Here is an 18011-nt window from a genome sequence, read left to right as displayed (position 1 = left end):
TACCCAATAAAAAGAATCCTTAATTAATAAAATTCTCTATATTTACATTTTAAATAAAGCAAGAAATATATATTATTTCTTGCTAAAAAACTGGAATTATCCGTCCTATATGATCAAACTATTAACAAGAGTATTTAATAATTTAATATACAATCGAAGAATTAGCAGATAATTTGTATTACCATACAGCAAAACCACACTTCTAACAAATTTAATTTGAGTTTTTTACTATACATTACGTATTTATTACATAATTTTTATAAAACATATTTTCAATACAAAAATTAAACTAATCTCTATAAAATTTCCTTCGTGTCTAGTTTAATAACTCCTTAAAATTGTTTTTTAGTAATTCATATACTTTCTCTACATCATAATTTTTAATATGGGATAGCTCTTGTACAATTTCATCTATAAATTGTACTTTATAATCTTTATTTATTCCCCTAGTAAAAGGTCCGTCACTTTCAATTAATATTCGCTCCTCTGGTAACCGGCTAATTATTTCTCTACCATTTTTACTTCTCACCATCTCTTGATTAATTGAAAAATAGTAACCGTATTGAATAGCTCTTTGTAATTGTTTCAAACCACCAGTAAACCAATGCAAAATAATTTTCCCGTTAAAATTCACTCCTATTATATCTATAATCGTCTCGGCAGCGTTTCTAGAGTGAATCGTTAATATCTTCCCACCTATTTTATTACAAATCTTAACCGTCTCTGTAAACACTTGAATTTGTAATTCTTTTGAATTTAGATTGTTCTTACTGAAATCTAATCCTATCTCCCCTATGTATCTACTTTTTTTTATTGTTTCATAAAAAAGCGGAATTTGCTCTGAAAATTGTTGAATTAGCTCTGGATGAAACCCTACTGCAAAGCGTATATACTTACTTTTGGGAAATGTTTTCATCGCTCTTTCATATAAAATAGGTAGGTTAGTAACTGCAATCGTGTATGATTTAAAGTTATTTATATACTCTATAATTTCATAAGTATTTTTATATAAATCTAAATGCAAATGTGTATCATGATAAAACTTCTTCATTATACTCCTCCAATAAAGAGCTAAGTTCTTCCATACCTCTATTATAAACACCTATAAATTGTTCTATATTTGTTTCAATAGGTCCTGAATTTTGTATTTTCAAGAATACATACTTTTTATTGTGTTTTTTAATGCCTATATTGTAAGAATTAAGATTAGTTTTTGCCGTAGGACCACTGGTAAAGTCTCTATCTCTATATCTGCTCCCATCCTCAATTTCTGCCTTTAATATTGATGCTCTCCATATAACACAAGGTAAACAATATCCACAATGATTTCCACGTTTTAAATAAAATCTCGATTTGCCAACGTAAAGAATACCAATCATGCACTTGTCCCATAGGTACAATATCTGTAGGCGTATTTGTCATATATACATTGATACCGCTAAGTCGTTTACTACGAGCAGAATACTTCATTCCTTTCTTTTTTCTCTTACAGTTTGATCGTGTAACCTTTTTTGTTATTGTTCTTTTGTTAGTCGATGAACAATCACACGAGTTGGGACTTTATCAGTCATTCCTACATAAGCGTTGGATATTTCGCATGTTTGTCCTAGCTGAAGTGAGTTCATTAAAACCTCCATATCTATCTGGATATACTCTGTACCTTTCTTAATTCTGCCATCTTGAAAATAATTAGGTTTAGGATTTTTTTGATAAATACGTGTATTCGATTTGATACGTGAGATATAGTAAGCCTTTTTATCTTGTATATGTTGAAGATCTTTCAAATGAAAATAGCCTAAATCTCGGATACATAAATCATTCGTTGTTACAGTTGGGACACACAGGGAACCGTAGGTTCGATCATGTTGTTTACCTGGACCTGTATGAATATGAAGGAATTGTCCACTTAATAAATCATACTCAAGCTGAATCTTTACTCCTGCTGTATGGCTGCATCCTCCTGCGCCCGGATAAACGAATGAAAAGGGATCTAGGAGTTGAAATGCAGTTGAATCTAAAATACGGATACGCTTGAAAACAGAAGTATATGGAGACGAAATCTGTATAGATGAGGTCAATTTTCGGCTTAGTAGTTCAGCTAGTATGTGTTGTAAAAATTGAACGGCTGCTTTATTAAATCGTTGGTTCAGTCCCTCGGGACTGATGAGTACTTCTGTCGAGGCTTCTAAACAGCTAGATAACTGAGTTAAAGACGTCGTAGCGATATTTTGGTTCATCCATACACATAAAGCGACTAAATCTTTTGCTTGGTACTTACTGGTTCGTTGTACGAAACCAACATCTCTAGCAAGATTCCGTAAGGTATTTGGAGATAAAAAACGTTGAATCTCTTGAGCAAATAGTTGTAATTCATCAGACACAGAAACAGACATAAAAAACGCCATCCTTTCCTATGATTCTACAGAAAGAATATCGTATTTTTTCTTTTTATGGATACATTTTTTAGCTCGATGGCGATGTAGTGTTACCTTAAATATAATTATTTTATTTGAAGGTCTCTTTTAAATTTTTATCAAATCTTTTCATAGGTTGATATACAAGGACGTGCAGTGATAAACCTATCACTGCAGTAATGTTTAAAATAATACTTATAATCATTAAAGACCCTTCTATAACTGGAGAAAAGTATCCGTTCGTGCTTAATGTAGAAGAACTTATACCTAGTATTAAAATCACTATTAGTAAAGGTAAGTTTTTAACCAATTTGAATCCCCCTTTAAATATAGTATCTTTATATTATAATATCACACTTAATTATGTAATTAATATAAGATAATTATCTATGAGAATTTAACATATTTTCTCTTTTTGGGGGTGACCTACTTCTTTAGCTTGATAGCGATGGGGTAGCACCAACAAAACGCGAATTTCGTACGCTAAGCAATTTTTTACGTAGAAAAAGCTGCTTTCCTGTAAGCTAAGGGGGAAAAAGTTTTTTACTATTAATTTGTGTGTAATGGTCGAAAGAAGATTATAGAAAAGAGCGGCTGAAAGGTTATAGGTATGAGTTGAAGTTGTTGTAAAGCATCTTCATACATTCTCCACTGACTAACGTGACCTAATTGATACTACGAAATACAAAAACATCCTGCATGTTTGAACCATGCAGGATGTTTTCTAGTCTTTGTTTTTCATAATGTAAGAAACCAGACGAAGGATCTCTAGGTATAACCATACTAATGTCATCATAAGTCCTACTGCGCTGTACCATTCCATATACTTTGGTGCTCCACTATGAGTACCATGTTCAATTGAATCAAAATCTAGTAATAAATCGAATGCAGCAACAACAATTACAATTGCACTTATGATAATACTAATTGTCCCACCTTGATGAATATATGGAACAGTCACCCCTAAGATGCTCAATAAGAAAACAATAAAATACATAATAAAAATTCCAAGTGTTGCAACCGTTACAACCGCACGAAACTTTTTAGTTACTTTTACTATTCGAGTTGCGTATAACACTAACATGGAAAATAAAATCGAAATTGTTAGTAATACGGCAGTTAAAGCGATAGAATCACCAAAGCGCATTGTATAATATGCTGAAATACTTCCTAATAAAACCCCTTGTAATATTACGTAAATCGGTGCGCAAATTGGGGATATGCACGGAATGAATATAACCACAAAAGCGACAATTAGAGTAACTATTATAATTCCAATTAACACGGGTATTTTCATTGTCCCTTGTGTCATCTGTACGTAGGAATAGACAGACGCTCCAAGAAGTAAGATAAGCAAAATGAATGTTTTTCCTATCGTTCCACCTATTGTCATCGTAGAAGCACTTGTCTTCTCTTCATGGAATTTGTCTTTTTTTAACATTGGATTAGATGTTCTCATGCTTTCCTCCCAAAATATCTTTTACTTATAAAGTGATTTTTTATATCTCTAATTTCTTATTGATAATGCGACCTGTAATCGCTACGAGTACAATTATTAACAAGCAAGTAAAACATAGACCCAAAATAGTGAAATCTTCAATAGGGTAAAATGATGTATCAAAAAAATCATTCTTATCCATGAACCCAGAACTTTTAATAGTAACTGCATATTTCTCTAATTTACTTAACACATTCATTACTATTGTTTGTATTGTTGAAAAGATAGCAACGAAAATGATGAATAAAATTATTTTACTCATCCATGACTTCACTGGAAACAGCCTTATAATGGCTATGATAAAATAACAAGAAATAAGGATACTCATGAAATCGATTCCCCATAAAAGAAAAGCAAATATGTGGTGGAAGATTCCGTAACTATACAACTTGTGATATTCTTGTCGAAATTCTCCGGTTACTTCCCCACCATAAAGACTCGGATTATAATCAATTACTTTTCCATCATAAAGACTTTGTGAAAAATAATATGAAAAAATTAAGCCTATACCTAATAAAATAATAAACATTAATGTAAAAAATAATAAATTCGTATATATATATTTTCGGGTTGGGAAGGCTGTATAACGAATCATAGAATTTTTTAATATTTTATTGAAAGAAGGCAGCGCTATTAGAAGAAGTAAAAATGCAGCTATACCAATTATTATTAGGTATATGAGTAATACTAAATCCTTTATAAACGGAGGTAGTACCCTTGAGAGTCCTATCGTACTAAATAAAAGGAGTAAAGAAATGATAATAAAACCAGAATAAAAGACTGCTATTTTTTTTCTATTGCACTTATATAAATAGAGAAAAAGTGGGTTCATTGCTCAAATACCTCCCTAAATAACTCATGTACTGCTTTCCCGTGATGAAAACGAATTTCCTCTACGTTTTCATGTAATATAATAGTTCCGTCTTTTAAAAAGATTACTTCATCAAATATATTTTCGATTTCTTCTATTAAATGAGTTGAAATGAGAATGGTACAATCTTCTCGGTAAAATTTAAGAATTAAATCTAGTACATGTTTTCTAGAAACAAGATCAATTCCACCCAATGGCTCATCTAATATATATAACTTTGCCTTCCTGGAGAAAGTTAAGATAAGTTGTAATTTTTCCACTTCACCTTTTGATAAAGCAACTATATGCTCTTCTAATGGCATTTTAAACTCAGCTATTAAGTCCATTGCTTGATGAAAATCAAAATCACTATAAAAATCCCGATAGAAAACTACAGCATCTTTTATCGTCATCCACTCGTCAAAAACAGGACTATCAGGCATAAATGAAACAGTTTTCTTTGTTTCTATTCCTACCTTCTGACCTTCAATTGTGACAGTTCCTTTAGAAGGATAACGCAAACCAGCAATCATTTTTAATAATGTCGTTTTTCCGCTACCATTATCACCAACAAGACCAATAATTTTCCCTTCAGAAATTGTTACACTTAAACCTTGAAGCACTGTTTTTAAGTTATATCTTTTCCACAGATTTTCAACTTTTAATAACTCTGTCATTCGTTTTCCTTCCTTTTCTTTTCTAATGAAGAATGGAGGATTGGAAGAATTTCTTCTTTCGTAAATCCTAAATTGTCCATTCCATTTATAAAATTATCAAGCAACTCTGTTGCCATTTCTTTGCGTAGTTCAGTAATCTTTTCTCCTTCACTCGTTACAAATCTCCCTGTTCCTCTTCGTGTCACAGCAATACCTTCTCGTTCTAGCTCTTGAAATGTGCGTTGAATCGTATTGGGATTCACTTGTAATTCACTGGCTAGTTCACGTACAGCTGGGATTTTATCACCCGGTGCTAAACGACCTGTTACAATTTCCTCTTTTATGTATTCCATTACCTGAATATAAATCGGGATATTAGGAGAAAAATCAATTTCCATTTCTTCCCTCCTCAGTATTAGTGTACTAGATGAATAATACACTAATACTGATTGTGTGTAAATGGTAATTTTTCCAAACTATATATAATAAATAAAGGATGATATCTGAAAGAAATACGGCCAAAAACCAGTTCTTAAACTCATTACTAAAAACAAAATCCCATAACAAACATTAAATGTCGTTTATGGAAATTTGTTAACGTACGGTAAAACCCAGGTTTTTAACTTAGAAATTCCTTAGCATACGAAGTTCGCGTTTAGTTGGCGCGACCTCATTATTAACTCGTCTATTAATTTAAATGTAGCTCTGTTAATCTCGAAATACACTTTCAACTTACCAACTCTGAATTTTATTTTCATCTGCCTCACTCTCTTTTTTGATTTGATAAATCATTTTAGTTAATCGGACACGTGAATATAATTCTTAAGCTGTTCGACTGGTTTTTATGTAAAAGTAGCAATTGTTCATAATAACCAAAATAACAGTGTTTTGAATGTATCCTTTTTTGGATATTTATTCGAAATATGAAGAAATGTTATAAACACAGTGATTGAAAGAAAGTAAACTTTTGGGTAAAAGTTTACTTTCTTTTTATTGTATTATTATTGGCTAAGTAGTTTAGAGTTTCTTGTCCTATGTTCAAAAAGTTTAGACTTTCATGTCCCGTTATTGAGACATGAAAGTACCTAAAAAATTTATGATAATGGTTATTTATCAACGATTGTTCATGAGATTGTAGTTTAGATTTTCATGTCTTTCTACAGTTGTAGAAAGACATGAAAATGGATATTTTTTAGACACGAAAGTAGATACTTCTTGAATATCTTTCGTTACTAATATAAATTCCAAATGAATTTTCACTTCACATTTAATTAGGTTTTGCTGAAATGCAAAAAAAGAGAGCAAAACTCTCTTTTCATTTAATCAATATTATTTTTAAAAATTTAAATAATAAAAAATAGCCAGTTAAAAGAGCGTGTTGTTATATATTTAGCTAAACACACTCTTACCAATATTTAAACCCTATATTAATTTCTTATTCCATTCATTTAACTTATTCATCCTTTTTTATATTCGGTTATAAGCTTCAAATTCATAACCTCTTTATTTTAATCCTTTTATAATTTGTGAGTTGCTACCATCCTGCACTTGCATTCATAGCAGATCCCATAAAATTAATAAATAATGGCCATAATAACGGCCATAACGTAAGAAGTATATTTAGAATTATAAGTATACTATATACCCCAGGGAAATTATGATTTTTACTATTTACCAATACTAAAATCGATAATAATATTATGGGTATTAAATATAAAAATATCATTATAAACCAATACCATGTCATTAAAGTAAGACTCAATGGTCCTAATATCTCGTGCACAACTCCGAATGATATTCCTAATGCTCCAAAACTAAAGGTTGTAATTATTGTTTTTAGAAGCACTTTAGTCAATTTTGAGTCGTACGTTTTTCTGCTATATAGACCTATCACAATATACAACGATAGATATGCCATTAATACACCTATCCAAATCAATAGCCAGTCTGCATCTAACATAAAGATGTCAAACAGCGCCCAACACACCCCTACTATTGAAAAAACAAGGGAAATAATTATATATTTTAAAACTGGTTTCATGTTCATTTCACGTCCTTTAAAAACTTAAGAATACATTATTAGCTTGTATTCTTCTTTTTCTATCGCTTTACTATAGTCTGTTGTATATTCAATAACAGTAATCCCTTTACTTCTAAGTAGATTTTTTTCCACGTTTTCGCATCAGTTGACAGTTTGAAAATTAATCTTAATTTATTTTAATTAAATATATATTAACATTATATTAAGTATAAGTAAATAAAATTAATTTTAATTTAATATACTCCACTCATTTAATGGAGATTATTTATATGAACAATATTAATGTTGTTCAAAAAATTATGGCATTTCGAAAAGGTGCAGGATTAACTAGTAAACATTTAGCTGAAATAGCTGATACAACGCCTTCCATGTTAAGTAAGATTGAGCAATGGATCACTGGAATTGGCTTTAATCAATCTGCTACCTCAAACCGCTTCATCTATGGAGCCTGTGGCACATAAAGGTGAAGAAATAGCATTTATTATAAAAGGGCACGTAAAACTATATCTAAATGATGAGGTTTTACTTCTCAATCCAGGTGATAGTGTTAAAATACATCACCATTTGCTAGTATTCTTCCATTACTTCTTTTTGAACCATACTCCCTCCTGTTCTCCATACAATATACCTACCTAGATTCAATTTATGTTTTAAATTGTTATTTTTTATCCACCTCAATCAAGCTAGCAAAACTAAATATCATTTTACTTTTTTATTATATAGACTATACTAATTTCTCTTCCCACTTATAAGTTTCGTTTAAGCTAAAAAATATAGCCTCAAGAACGGGATCCTGAGACTCTATTTTTATTTTAGAAAGGACAGCATAACTTTCTCTGTTTCTTCTTTACTTAAATCACCTGCAAGAATTATGACTTGATAAGCGCTATTCTTTCCTTTTGCAGGAACAATCATTTGCATGAATTTATAGTGTTCCTCTGTATCGAGACTTTCTTTTAAGCTTATTTTTGCACCTTCTAATTCATAATTTGTTACCTTTTCATTATACTCCGTTACTTTGTTCGACAAATTTTCTCCCTGATCAGTATCTGCAGTTTGGTACACAAAATACACATTATCTTCATTTTGATATTGAGAAACAATAGTGGGATTCATTTTTTCAGTAGTCATCGGTGTTTGAACATCTTGTCCAGTTAATTTATACCCTTTTACCACATAACTTGGGGTCTTAATTGGAAAATCAAGATATTTCTGTGCTTCCTTTTTAGTTAATCTAAAATGCGAATAAATTTTATCTCTAAATGGTCCAATTTCTTCACTGTTTTTCTCATATTTTTTTTCCTCTTCTGGGTCTAACTTTTCTTTTCTACCTAAAGTAGATGCCACTGTTTCTAAATCAATAAATCGTTCAAATTCTTCTTTCGTAAACAGATTTCGTGCCACCCCAAGTTCTGTAAGTAAAGTATTATAATCTCCCTCTGAAATAAAAAATTCTGCATTTGCCTGTTCTTTTGTACCAATCATTTTTTCTACAATTTGCTGTATAGGAATATCGGTTTGTGTTTTTAATTCTTTCATATTATTTTTCACTTCTAATTGTTGTTTCTCAGGGTTAGTCGGCTGATCAGCACGGGCGTTTAATAAGGATACAGATGATACTGCAATCACTGCCACAGCCCCTATCGCAGACCAACGATATGATTTTTTTTGGAATTTTTTAATCATTAGAATTCTCCTTTTTAACGCTCTCTTGTTTTTACTAAAATTTGCTATACTTGGTACTTGATAATAACTTGAGTAGTGTTCCAATAGACTAATAATAGTATGTCCATACGCAATTTGTTCCTCTGAATCTATACATGTAAGAGCTAATGCATCGCATGCTAGTTCTTGATCTTCCCGCATACATGAGTAGGCATACCATAGAATGGGATTAAACCAATTTAAAATGAGTAAGCCATGCATAAGCCAGTTCACACCAACATCTCTTCGCTTGATGTGAGCTAATTCATGATAAAAAATATATCGTAACTGTTGTTCATCTAATATCTCCATATGTACAGTTGACAATAACAACTTGGGACGAATAAATCGGAACACTGTTGGACTGGAAACCTTTCCAGATACAAATAGAGGGATATTCCGTTGAATAGACATAGATTGCTTACACTTTTCAAAAATCTGGACAATCTTCTCGTCTGTAATAATAGGTTGTTTTTTTATGTAAAGTAATAAACGCCTGTTCATTATAAAAGTAGCAACGCTTAGAAGGATAACGCCAGTAAGCCAAATGTACATAAAGATTGTATAGAATGAAATCGTCTTATCATCCTGCTTTTCATTCATGCCTGTTTGTGTCTTGTTTGCCTGAGCAGTTTTTGTTGAACTTGAGGTATAAGTATCTTCTTTTGTGAGGACCTTTGTATCGTCTATATCTTTTAATTCTTGCATACGTTCTTTTGTAAGAAAATTAGCTACAGGGTTTTGGCTAGAAATAAATGCATCATTATTCTTGTAAGTAAGTACAGAGTAGATACTATAAGAACTATCTGGCGACCAAGGTAATACAAGTCTTAGAATTAATATGATCCATAGCATATATTGCCAACGTGGAGTTAACTTATTTCTAAACAAGACCTTGATACACAAGATTAGACCCACTAATATACTAGCCATAATGGAAGTCTCAATCATCCAATCAAAAAAAGCAGGTAGATAGATATTTATAAATTTTTCTATCACTATAATCTATCCTTCCTCTGATTTTCCTCAGTTTTCTCATCCAGAATACGTTTAAGTTCGTTAATATCTTCTGAAGACAGCTTTTCTTCTTTTAAGAAATTTACAAGTAAAGGTTTAAATGCTGCACCATAGAAACGTTTAAGTAAAGATTTCGTTTCTACTTGTAAATAACTATCTTGCGATACCAAAGGATAATAAGAGTACAAACGCCCTTTATCTTGATGATAAGCCACTGCTTCTTTGTGAACTAATCGATTAATCAGTGTTCGAATCGTTTTCGGTTTCCAATCCATTTTTACCTCCAACGCTTCAATGACTTCATTTGCCGTTTGTGGAGAGTTTGACCACAATACTTTCATTATTTCTAATTCAGCTTCCGAAATTTTAGGTAATTCTTTCATTAGTTTAAATTACACCCTCCTTTGATTACGTTTGTAATCCACAATTGAATATTACACTTGTAATCTCTTGTTGTCAAGCTTGTTTGGTGTTTGTGGAATCCTTTCCTATACCTATCAAGATAAGAATGGGAAAAATTAAAAGAAGTTTAAACTCTCATGTCCTGCTAATGAGATAAGAAAGTAAATCCTTCATGAATATTTTTGTTACTAATATAGAACTGGATTTCAACTTCACATCTATTTAGTATTTGCTATTTTTACAAAGTACCCACTTTGGTGTCTCTTTTTAAAGAAGTACCCATTTTCTTGTCTCCATATGCAGACAAGAAAATGGGTACTACATGAGATGTATCTGTAGATAATTCAGCATTATACACTATAAAATCAGTTCCTGCTTTCATGTCTTTGTACAATAAGGACATGAAACTCTAAACTATTTAGACAAGAAAGTCTAAACTTTCATTTTTGGTACTTGATTGGGCCAAGAAAATCCAAACTAAAATTTTACAGATTTACAGAACTAAATACATTTAATCTTGTGTGAACGTATAGGTTTAAATACTACGTTACTTTTATTTATAAAGAAAAGGCATCATAAGATGCCTATCTATTCTGTAACAAATTTAATTAATATTTTTATTCCATAAGAAAAAATTATCTATTATTAAAGTGGCCCACCTTCAAAACCAATAGGCCATCCATCGTCTTTAAATTTTACTTTATATTGAAACTCAAAGTGACCATCATAAATAAAAGCTAAACTAAACCCAGAAAATATATAATCGTCAAAATTAACCATCTTTCCAAAACATATTGTGGATAGATAGTAGTTCTTCATTTCTTGATTAGGGAAGAATTTCTGTAAATATTTTAATGCACAGCTTATATGTAGATGGAGTTCATTCAATGTTTTTTCCGCCATTTCGATGATCTCCACATCGGGATTTTCATTATTCCCTTGAATATTAATATCCACATCTTCCCATTCCCCGATATTAATACTATAAAACCACCGTTTTTGCATGAGATACTTCTCATTTTCGTATACAGGGGGATTCACTAGGTTTAATTTTTTTACTTCATCTTTAGTTAACGGTTTATCAAGAATAAGCTTTTTATGCAAAATTTCTTTGATATTAGAGACAATATATTTAGATTTGTTTAATTCTAAAGAGTCCATTTTCCACCTCATAAATTATAAAATAAAGTACATTCCCCCTTAAGTATATCATCATCCTTATTCAACTATCCTGCACCGTTAGTTCAATAAGAATTAAACAACTATATTATTTTTCAAAGGACTTTATTAGAAATACATCTACTGTTCTATTAACAATTAAATTAAAACAAAAATTAATGTGATTTTTGTATTTAATGATCTGAAGAATTTTTAGAACATCTATTCAATAAAAAAACCATTGTACTTTATAAAAGTGAAGTGAACCCGAATAGTGGTACATGAAAAAAACACCTCCTGAATTCGCATACTAAGTATGCAAATTCATTGGAGGTGTTTTTCGTTTGAAGACAAGAGTTCATTACCCAGAAGAAACAAAGTGGAAAGTCATTAAAATGAAGAAAGACGGTTATTCAAATCGTGCGATTATGGAGAAACTCGGAATTAAAAATGTTTCCCAAATTAAGACATGGATGAAATGGTATCGTACAGATCAAACGTATCGCTTTCAACAACCTGTAGGAAAACAATATTCTTATGGAAAAGGACCAAAAGAGCTCAGTGAATTAGAACAGCTACGTTTAGAAAATAAACATCTAAAAACAAAATTACTTGTATGGGGAAAGTATCTGGAAATCGAAAGGGGCTGAAACCAGAAACTGTAGTTACTTTATGGAGAAATGTACAAACAAAAATAACGGTAAAAGACTTGTGTAACGTATTAGAATTACCCCGTTCTACATTTTATCGTTGGTTACAACGCACGGAAGATCTGAAAGATGATATAGAAAAAAAAGTAAAGGACGTCTGTCTTAGGCATAAATTCCGGTATGGATATCGAAGAGTGACCGCTACTCTTCGAAAAATGGGACTGTGTGTCAATTATAAAAAAGTATTACGAATCATGAGACAAAATCATATTCTTTCAAAAGTGCGTCGAAAGAAAAAGAAATATATCAATGGTGCGGAACCAATGGTAGCCCCTCATCGATTGGAGCGCCAATTCGATGCATCCAAACCAAATGAAAAGTGGTTTACGGATGTGACGTATCTCTTATTTGGAGAGCGTACCTTGTATTTATCAACGATCATGGATGCCTTTAATCGTGAAATTATTAGTTGTGTCATCAGCGAATCACAAACACTGACATTAGCGATGAAAACATTGAAACAAGCAATGAGAGGGCGAAAAGTAAAAGATGTCCTTCTTCACTCGGATCAAGGAAGCATTTATACAGCAAAAAAATTTCAAGCGTATGCCAAAGAAAACGGCATGATCACCAGCATGTCCCGGAGAGGAAATTGCCATGATAATGCCGTCATGGAAAGCTTCTTTGGTCATTTAAAAAGTGAAGCTTTCTATTCACAAAAGATAACAAAAGTATCCAACACAACTGTGCGAAAGATTGTGCTAGAATACATTCATTACTACAATTGTGTGCGAATTCAAGAAAAATTAAACCACCTATCCCCTAAAGAATTTAGGGAACAAGTGGTTTAGGTTTTTTGATTGGTGTCCCGTTTTCGGGGTTCACTTCAAAGTTACGATGGTCTTTTTTATTGTTCTTACATTATATTTGATTGCTCTTTGTCTTGCTTCTCGATAGTAAATTTTGAAACTAATGCTGACAATGCTTCTACTTTTTCTTTTATTTTGTTAGATTGATTCGATATCTCCTCGATTGATGCTGCTTGTGATTGGATAGACTGTACAGTTTGAGTTGTTTCCTTAGCTACTTGCGTAGCAGTTTCAGAAACACTCGACATAGAGGCATTGACTTCTTCTGTACCCGCAGACATTTCTTCTGTCGCTGCAGATACTTCTTGAATTTGACTAGTGATTTTATTAATAGCCAACATAATAGATGAGAATGCTTGATCTGCTTTATTAGCTGTTTCTTTTCCTTCTGAAGCTTTTTGTTGGCCTTTTTGCATTGCAGCAACTGTATCTTTTGTATCTTTTTGAATGGCTTGTATTAAATGATTGATTTCATATGCAGATGTTTTAGACTGCTCAGCTAAATTTCCAACTTCCGCTGCCACTACTGCAAATCCTTTTCCGTTTTCTCCAGCACGTGCAGCTTCAATTGATGCGTTTAAGGCAAGTAGGTTTGTTTGTTCAGCAATATTAGTGATTGCATCCAGAGCTTTATCTATTTGTTGCGTACGTGTAACAAGCCTCTCAATTACTTTAGAAGTTTCTTCAACAACCTCATGAATACTATTCATTTGAAGTATAGATTGTTTTATCACTTCACTACCAGAATTGACTTGTTCTGTTGTTGTGACAGCCACTTCTGTAACCGTTGCTGAAGATTCAGCTACTGTTTGAACTCCAGTCGCAATTTCTTCCATTGATGAAGAGCTTTCTTGAATACTAGTAACTTGTCCTTCTATTTTTTTATCAACCTCGAATATAGTTTGAACTACCTCTCTTGATATATGAGATGCTCGTGTAGTATCTTGCAACATTCCATTGGTAGAAGAAATGACCTCTTGCGTTGTGATTTTTACTTCTCCAATTAATTGTTGTAAGTTATCCAGCATACTATTAAAAGACTTCACAATGCTTCCCAATTCATTATTTGATTTATAGGTAGTACGTATCGTTAAGTCACCTTCAGATACTCGCTCCATATCTCTTTCTAATAGTACAATTGGTTGTTTAATCGCACTTTTAATGATATAGCCAATAAAAATAACAATTGCAATTGCTATAATAGAGATACTAACAAATAGCATCATGGTATTTGTTGCACTGTCAGTATTATTTTTTTGTAATTGATCTGCATTATTATTATTAAATTGGATAAGTTCACGAATAGCCTGAATTGACTTTTTCATATTAGGGTCAACCTCTTTTAGGTAATAAGCATATGCTTCATCATTATTAGATTGTCCCAAATCTTGCACGTTTTTCAGTTGTGTTCTTAATTCTTTAAATATTGTATAAAATGTGTTATACAATTCCCTTTCTCTACTAGAACTAACTCTAGTCTCAAACTTCTTTAATAACTGATCAGTTTCTGTACGAGCTACATCTATTTCATTTAAAAGCTCCTTTATTCGTTTTTCATCTTTTGATAGGATCGTTTCTTTTACATTCATATTGATCAGATAAAAATTAGACTCTATAGCTCCTATCCACTGGATTGGTAATAAACTATCTTCATACATAGTAGTAGAAGCATGCTCCCCTTTTTTAAGGCCCCAAAATCCTAGTATAGATAATATGATACAAGAGACACTTGCTATAACTACCATTGCGTTTAGTGTTGTGCCAATTTTACTGTTTTTTAAAAATGACAATTAAATTCACTCCATTGTTATATAATGATTAAATAATTATGTGCGTAAAAATAAAAGACTTTTAATTATTTATATCCATTAAAAGAATCAGATAAAGTTTTCTAACATAAGAAAGTCTATACTTAAATCTAAAATAAAAAATAGTTGGGTAAAAAGAGCGTGTTTTCATCTATTTATCTAAACACGCTCTTACAAATATTTAAACCCTATATGAATTGCTTATTCTATTCTGATTTTCTTTTAACTAATACATATCTTTTTATATACGATTATCATGCCAGAAGTTTATTGGGAAATGATTGTTCTCATCATAAGCTTCAAATTCATACCCTTTTTCTTTTAATCCTTTTATAATTGCTGGAACAGCCGCAACAGATTGTGGATGAATATCGTGCATTAAAACAATTTCCTTTGAAGACGTCGCACCTGCTAAGACATTTTGAACAATTTTTGCGGCCGCTACATCCACAGGTAGTTTATTATATTTCCAATCTAGAGAGTCAATTGTCCAATCCCATACTTTTAAATTATTTCCGACCACTTCATTTCGAAGTGATTCATTTAATCCAGGCATTGATCCATATGGTGGGCGTGTTAATTTCGGGGAGTTTCCAATAACATTTCTAATTAAAGATTGATCCTCTTTCATTTCCTTAACATATTCCTGATTGGTGTATAACTTTTTAAAATTATGTGTCATACTATGCATACCCACATAATGGTTCTCTACATGCTCTCGTTTCACTAAATCTGGGAACCTTTTCACATTATCGCCAATTAAAAAGAATGTTGCTTTCACATCATTTTTCTTTAATACATCTAATAGATTAGCTGTATATTTTCCTGGTCCATCATCAAAAGTTAAATATGCAACTTTTCTTTCTTTACCATCAAAACGATTAGGTATCGATTTTTTCAATTCATTTTTAGGTAGACTGCTCACTTGTTGAACACTATTTGCCTCTTTCGCATTTACCAGCTTAGGATTCGTAATAGATTGAAACATGTAATACCCTATTGCTACTAATGTAATAGCCAACAATACACTTATAATTCTTTTTTTCTTAAGCTTAATTTTCATATTATAATCTTCTTTCTATCCTATTATTTCACTTTATGTTGTTTAGTTATATTATCCTATTAGCTTATAAAGTTCTTTAACTTAACCAATGTCAATTTTGGATTACTTATTTTAATAATCTATATAGGTAAAAATTAGTGTCCTGCACTAGCATTCATGCCATTTCCTATGATAGTTAGAACCAAAGGATATAATACTGGTCCTAGGGTAAGGAAAATGTTTAAAATTACAATAAATGTATATAACAGGCTGTAATTTTGACTATTTTGATGTACAAATACTAGGATAACTAATGTTATTATAGTAATGAAATGTAGTAATAACATTATCAACCAATAATACATCATTATAGTAAGATTCGCCTTTCCTAATAGTTGGCATGTTATCCCTATTATTATTCCTAATACTGTAGCATTAAAGGAAATAAACAAAATTCTTTTTAATATTCTAGGTACTGTTTTGTGATCCACAGTTTTATTATATAAGCCTATTAAAATGCCCAAAGATAGATATGCCAGTAATAACCCTACCCAATCCCAGATCCAATCTTGACCTCCCATTAAATTAAACAAAAGCGAAATGACCCCTCCTACTGCAAGAATCAAGGAGATTATAATGTTAGTTAAAGCTGATTTCATAATGTTTTCACTTCCTAAAAAATTTTATAATAAAGCATTGGTGTTTACTCATATGTTGTCATTTATTTATTTATTTATTTATTTATTAGAACTTCTTTTTAATTAACTGAGAATCTGTTTGCTTGTATTTTCTTCCATTACTTTTTTTGGAATCACACTTCCTCCTGCTCTCTATACAATTTGTGTACCTTGATTCAATTTATGTTTTAAATCATTATTTTGTAAAGAGCCTCTCCCCCCACTTTATGCAATTTAATAGGTCTAATCATTCCTGCTAATATTGTTGGTTCTAGCTAAATAACCTCTTTACCCACTATTTTTTTTAATAGTTTATATAAATGATTATCACCAACTGTATATGCCCCACATAAAAATGGTTCCATTGCTTCCCCTACAAACCCAGATGCTATTCCAAGTGCCAGTCCATCCGCTATTGCATTATTGTCAATCCCAAAATCTTATACAGAAATTCAATCATATAATCAGGTCATCATACTTAATAGTTCACATGGAAAAATAAGTATCAATCATTTCTCGTCTTATTTACTATTCTCACAACTATGCAGGTGCTTGAAAATTAATCATACTTTATTATAATTAAGTATATTAACAACATGTTTAGTATAAGTGAATAACATTAATTTTAATTTTATTTACTTATTTAAAGGGGATTACGCATATGAACAATATTAATATCGGTGAAAAAATTATGGTATTTAGAAAAGGTGCTGGATTAACTAGTAAACGGTTAGCTGAATTAGCTGATATAACACCTTCCATGTTAAGTCAGATTGAGAAAGGAATCACGAATCCATCCTTACAAACACTAAAACTAATTTCTGCAGCATTAAATATTGCTTTATTTAATTTTTTCTTAGAAGATACCATTACAGAAGAATTAGTTGTAAGAGCTAATCAAAGAAAAAAAATAACTTTCCCTGAAAGCGGCAATGTTTCGTATGAGTTATTATCACCTAATTTAGATGGATCACTGGAATTAGCTTTAATGAATCTGTTACCTCAAACCGCTTCTTCTATGGAGCCTATGGCACATAAAGGTGAAGAAATAGCATTTGTTATGGAAGGACAAGTAAAACTATATCTAAATGATGAGGTTTTACTTCTTAACCCAGGTGATAGTGTTAAAATCCCACCATACGTAAAACATAAATGGGAAAACACTTCTTTACACAAAGTCACTGTTATATTTGGAGTAACCCCACCATCTTTTTAATTTCAAGTA

17 protein-coding genes and 2 pseudogenes are annotated in these 18011 nt (G+C 31.4%); 3 read left to right on the top strand and 16 right to left on the bottom strand.

Annotated features, from left to right (window positions below; translation table 11 throughout):
- Nucleotides 1-316 precede the first annotated feature (316 nt).
- The 10 genes and pseudogenes from qatD to N2V92_RS16100 all read right to left on the bottom strand — a co-directional run bounded on the left by qatD (nt 317) and on the right by N2V92_RS16100 (nt 7459).
- Nucleotides 317-1051, bottom strand: a complete 735-nt coding sequence (qatD, locus tag N2V92_RS16145; protein ID WP_016077353.1) for a Qat anti-phage system TatD family nuclease QatD — start codon at nt 1049-1051, stop codon at nt 317-319.
- Complete coding sequence (locus tag N2V92_RS16140; RefSeq protein ID WP_062804400.1) at nt 1032-1379, bottom strand: hypothetical protein; 348 nt, start codon at nt 1377-1379, stop codon at nt 1032-1034. Before N2V92_RS16140 ends, qatD begins: the two co-directional genes overlap by 20 nt.
- Nucleotides 1318-2393: pseudogene (locus N2V92_RS16135) on the bottom strand (IS4 family transposase); the annotation flags it as partial. The gene N2V92_RS16140 and the pseudogene N2V92_RS16135, both read right to left, overlap by 62 nt.
- 112 nt (nt 2394-2505) lie before the next feature.
- A complete protein-coding gene (locus N2V92_RS16130) occupies nt 2506-2724 on the bottom strand; it encodes a hypothetical protein (RefSeq protein WP_000240382.1) in 219 nt (72 codons plus the stop codon).
- Between the two features lie 414 nt (nt 2725-3138).
- Nucleotides 3139-3873, bottom strand: coding sequence for a Bax inhibitor-1/YccA family protein (locus N2V92_RS16125; protein WP_016077352.1), 735 nt, complete (start codon nt 3871-3873; stop codon nt 3139-3141).
- A gap of 40 nt (nt 3874-3913) precedes the next feature.
- Complete coding sequence (locus N2V92_RS16120; RefSeq protein WP_016077351.1) at nt 3914-4744, bottom strand: hypothetical protein; 831 nt, start codon at nt 4742-4744, stop codon at nt 3914-3916.
- A complete protein-coding gene (locus N2V92_RS16115) occupies nt 4741-5439 on the bottom strand; it encodes an ABC transporter ATP-binding protein (RefSeq protein WP_000137767.1) in 699 nt (232 codons plus the stop codon). The genes N2V92_RS16120 and N2V92_RS16115 overlap by 4 nt, the downstream gene beginning before the upstream one ends.
- A complete protein-coding gene (locus N2V92_RS16110; RefSeq protein ID WP_000401819.1) occupies nt 5436-5816 on the bottom strand; it encodes a GntR family transcriptional regulator in 381 nt (126 codons plus the stop codon). The genes N2V92_RS16115 and N2V92_RS16110 overlap by 4 nt, the downstream gene beginning before the upstream one ends.
- 715 nt (nt 5817-6531) lie before the next feature.
- Nucleotides 6532-6666, bottom strand: a complete 135-nt coding sequence (locus N2V92_RS16105; RefSeq protein WP_255254349.1) for a hypothetical protein — start codon at nt 6664-6666, stop codon at nt 6532-6534.
- Between the two features lie 286 nt (nt 6667-6952).
- A complete protein-coding gene (locus tag N2V92_RS16100; RefSeq protein ID WP_000805764.1) occupies nt 6953-7459 on the bottom strand; it encodes a DUF3902 family protein in 507 nt (168 codons plus the stop codon).
- A gap of 269 nt (nt 7460-7728) precedes the next feature.
- Between N2V92_RS16100 and N2V92_RS16095 the strand changes: the two are divergent.
- Nucleotides 7729-8014: pseudogene (locus N2V92_RS16095) on the top strand (cupin domain-containing protein); the annotation flags it as partial.
- A 252-nt stretch (nt 8015-8266) separates the two neighbouring features.
- Here N2V92_RS16095 and N2V92_RS16090 read toward each other — a convergent pair.
- From N2V92_RS16090 to N2V92_RS16080, 3 genes are all read right to left on the bottom strand, one after another.
- The gene (locus N2V92_RS16090) at nt 8267-10162 is read right to left on the bottom strand and encodes a M56 family metallopeptidase (RefSeq protein ID WP_000570339.1); all 1896 of its coding nucleotides are present in this window, start codon (nt 10160-10162) and stop codon (nt 8267-8269) included.
- Nucleotides 10162-10563 carry a BlaI/MecI/CopY family transcriptional regulator gene (locus tag N2V92_RS16085; RefSeq protein WP_016077350.1) on the bottom strand — a complete coding sequence of 134 codons (402 nt, stop codon included), beginning with the start codon at nt 10561-10563 and terminating at the stop codon, nt 10162-10164. Before N2V92_RS16085 ends, N2V92_RS16090 begins: the two co-directional genes overlap by 1 nt.
- Before the next feature lie 664 nt (nt 10564-11227).
- The gene (locus N2V92_RS16080; protein ID WP_003281110.1) at nt 11228-11743 is read right to left on the bottom strand and encodes a hypothetical protein; all 516 of its coding nucleotides are present in this window, start codon (nt 11741-11743) and stop codon (nt 11228-11230) included.
- Between the two features lie 341 nt (nt 11744-12084).
- Here N2V92_RS16080 and N2V92_RS16075 point away from each other — a divergent pair.
- Nucleotides 12085-13241 (top strand): IS3 family transposase gene (locus N2V92_RS16075; RefSeq protein ID WP_127725919.1). Its coding sequence is split into 2 segments (ribosomal slippage): nt 12085-12337 and nt 12337-13241, totalling 1158 coding nucleotides; the frame shifts between segments, so codons are not numbered across the junction.
- 65 nt (nt 13242-13306) lie between these two features.
- On the opposite strand, the gene N2V92_RS16070 is transcribed toward N2V92_RS16075, so the two are convergent.
- The 3 genes from N2V92_RS16070 to N2V92_RS16060 all read right to left on the bottom strand — a co-directional run bounded on the left by N2V92_RS16070 (nt 13307) and on the right by N2V92_RS16060 (nt 16768).
- Complete coding sequence (locus tag N2V92_RS16070) at nt 13307-15049, bottom strand: methyl-accepting chemotaxis protein (RefSeq protein WP_000008933.1); 1743 nt, start codon at nt 15047-15049, stop codon at nt 13307-13309.
- Between the two features lie 259 nt (nt 15050-15308).
- Nucleotides 15309-16130 (bottom strand): peptidoglycan-N-acetylglucosamine deacetylase, encoded by an 822-nt coding sequence (locus tag N2V92_RS16065; RefSeq protein WP_340864329.1) that lies wholly within the window; start codon nt 16128-16130, stop codon nt 15309-15311.
- A gap of 134 nt (nt 16131-16264) precedes the next feature.
- The gene (locus tag N2V92_RS16060; RefSeq protein ID WP_340864327.1) at nt 16265-16768 is read right to left on the bottom strand and encodes a DUF3902 family protein; all 504 of its coding nucleotides are present in this window, start codon (nt 16766-16768) and stop codon (nt 16265-16267) included.
- 679 nt (nt 16769-17447) lie between these two features.
- Between N2V92_RS16060 and N2V92_RS16055 the strand changes: the two genes are divergently transcribed.
- Nucleotides 17448-18002: a helix-turn-helix domain-containing protein gene (locus N2V92_RS16055; protein ID WP_170265104.1), complete on the top strand. Its 555-nt coding sequence runs from the start codon at nt 17448-17450 to the stop codon at nt 18000-18002.
- Nucleotides 18003-18011: the final 9 nt, after the last annotated feature.

It is taken from the genome of Bacillus sp. CH_48, from assembly GCF_038008465.1.
GTDB lineage: Bacteria > Bacillota > Bacilli > Bacillales > Bacillaceae_G > Bacillus_A > Bacillus_A thuringiensis_S.
Note: the sequence above shows the minus strand (reverse complement) of the source record. Positions and strands in the feature narration are given on the sequence as shown.

Coding starts and splice junctions, on each gene's coding strand:
- N2V92_RS16125 (WP_016077352.1), bottom strand. CDS start 3,873: ATGAGAACATCTAATCCAATGTTAAAAAAAGACAAATTCCATGAAGAG.
- N2V92_RS16065 (WP_340864329.1), bottom strand. CDS start 16,130: ATGAAAATTAAGCTTAAGAAAAAAAGAATTATAAGTGTATTGTTGGCT.
- N2V92_RS16060 (WP_340864327.1), bottom strand. CDS start 16,768: ATGAAATCAGCTTTAACTAACATTATAATCTCCTTGATTCTTGCAGTA.
- N2V92_RS16085 (WP_016077350.1), bottom strand. CDS start 10,563: ATGAAAGAATTACCTAAAATTTCGGAAGCTGAATTAGAAATAATGAAA.
- N2V92_RS16055 (WP_170265104.1), top strand. CDS start 17,448: ATGAACAATATTAATATCGGTGAAAAAATTATGGTATTTAGAAAAGGT.
- N2V92_RS16115 (WP_000137767.1), bottom strand. CDS start 5,439: ATGACAGAGTTATTAAAAGTTGAAAATCTGTGGAAAAGATATAACTTA.
- N2V92_RS16100 (WP_000805764.1), bottom strand. CDS start 7,459: ATGAAACCAGTTTTAAAATATATAATTATTTCCCTTGTTTTTTCAATA.
- N2V92_RS16110 (WP_000401819.1), bottom strand. CDS start 5,816: ATGGAAATTGATTTTTCTCCTAATATCCCGATTTATATTCAGGTAATG.
- N2V92_RS16080 (WP_003281110.1), bottom strand. CDS start 11,743: ATGGACTCTTTAGAATTAAACAAATCTAAATATATTGTCTCTAATATC.
- N2V92_RS16140 (WP_062804400.1), bottom strand. CDS start 1,379: ATGATTGGTATTCTTTACGTTGGCAAATCGAGATTTTATTTAAAACGT.
- N2V92_RS16120 (WP_016077351.1), bottom strand. CDS start 4,744: ATGAACCCACTTTTTCTCTATTTATATAAGTGCAATAGAAAAAAAATA.
- qatD (WP_016077353.1), bottom strand. CDS start 1,051: ATGAAGAAGTTTTATCATGATACACATTTGCATTTAGATTTATATAAA.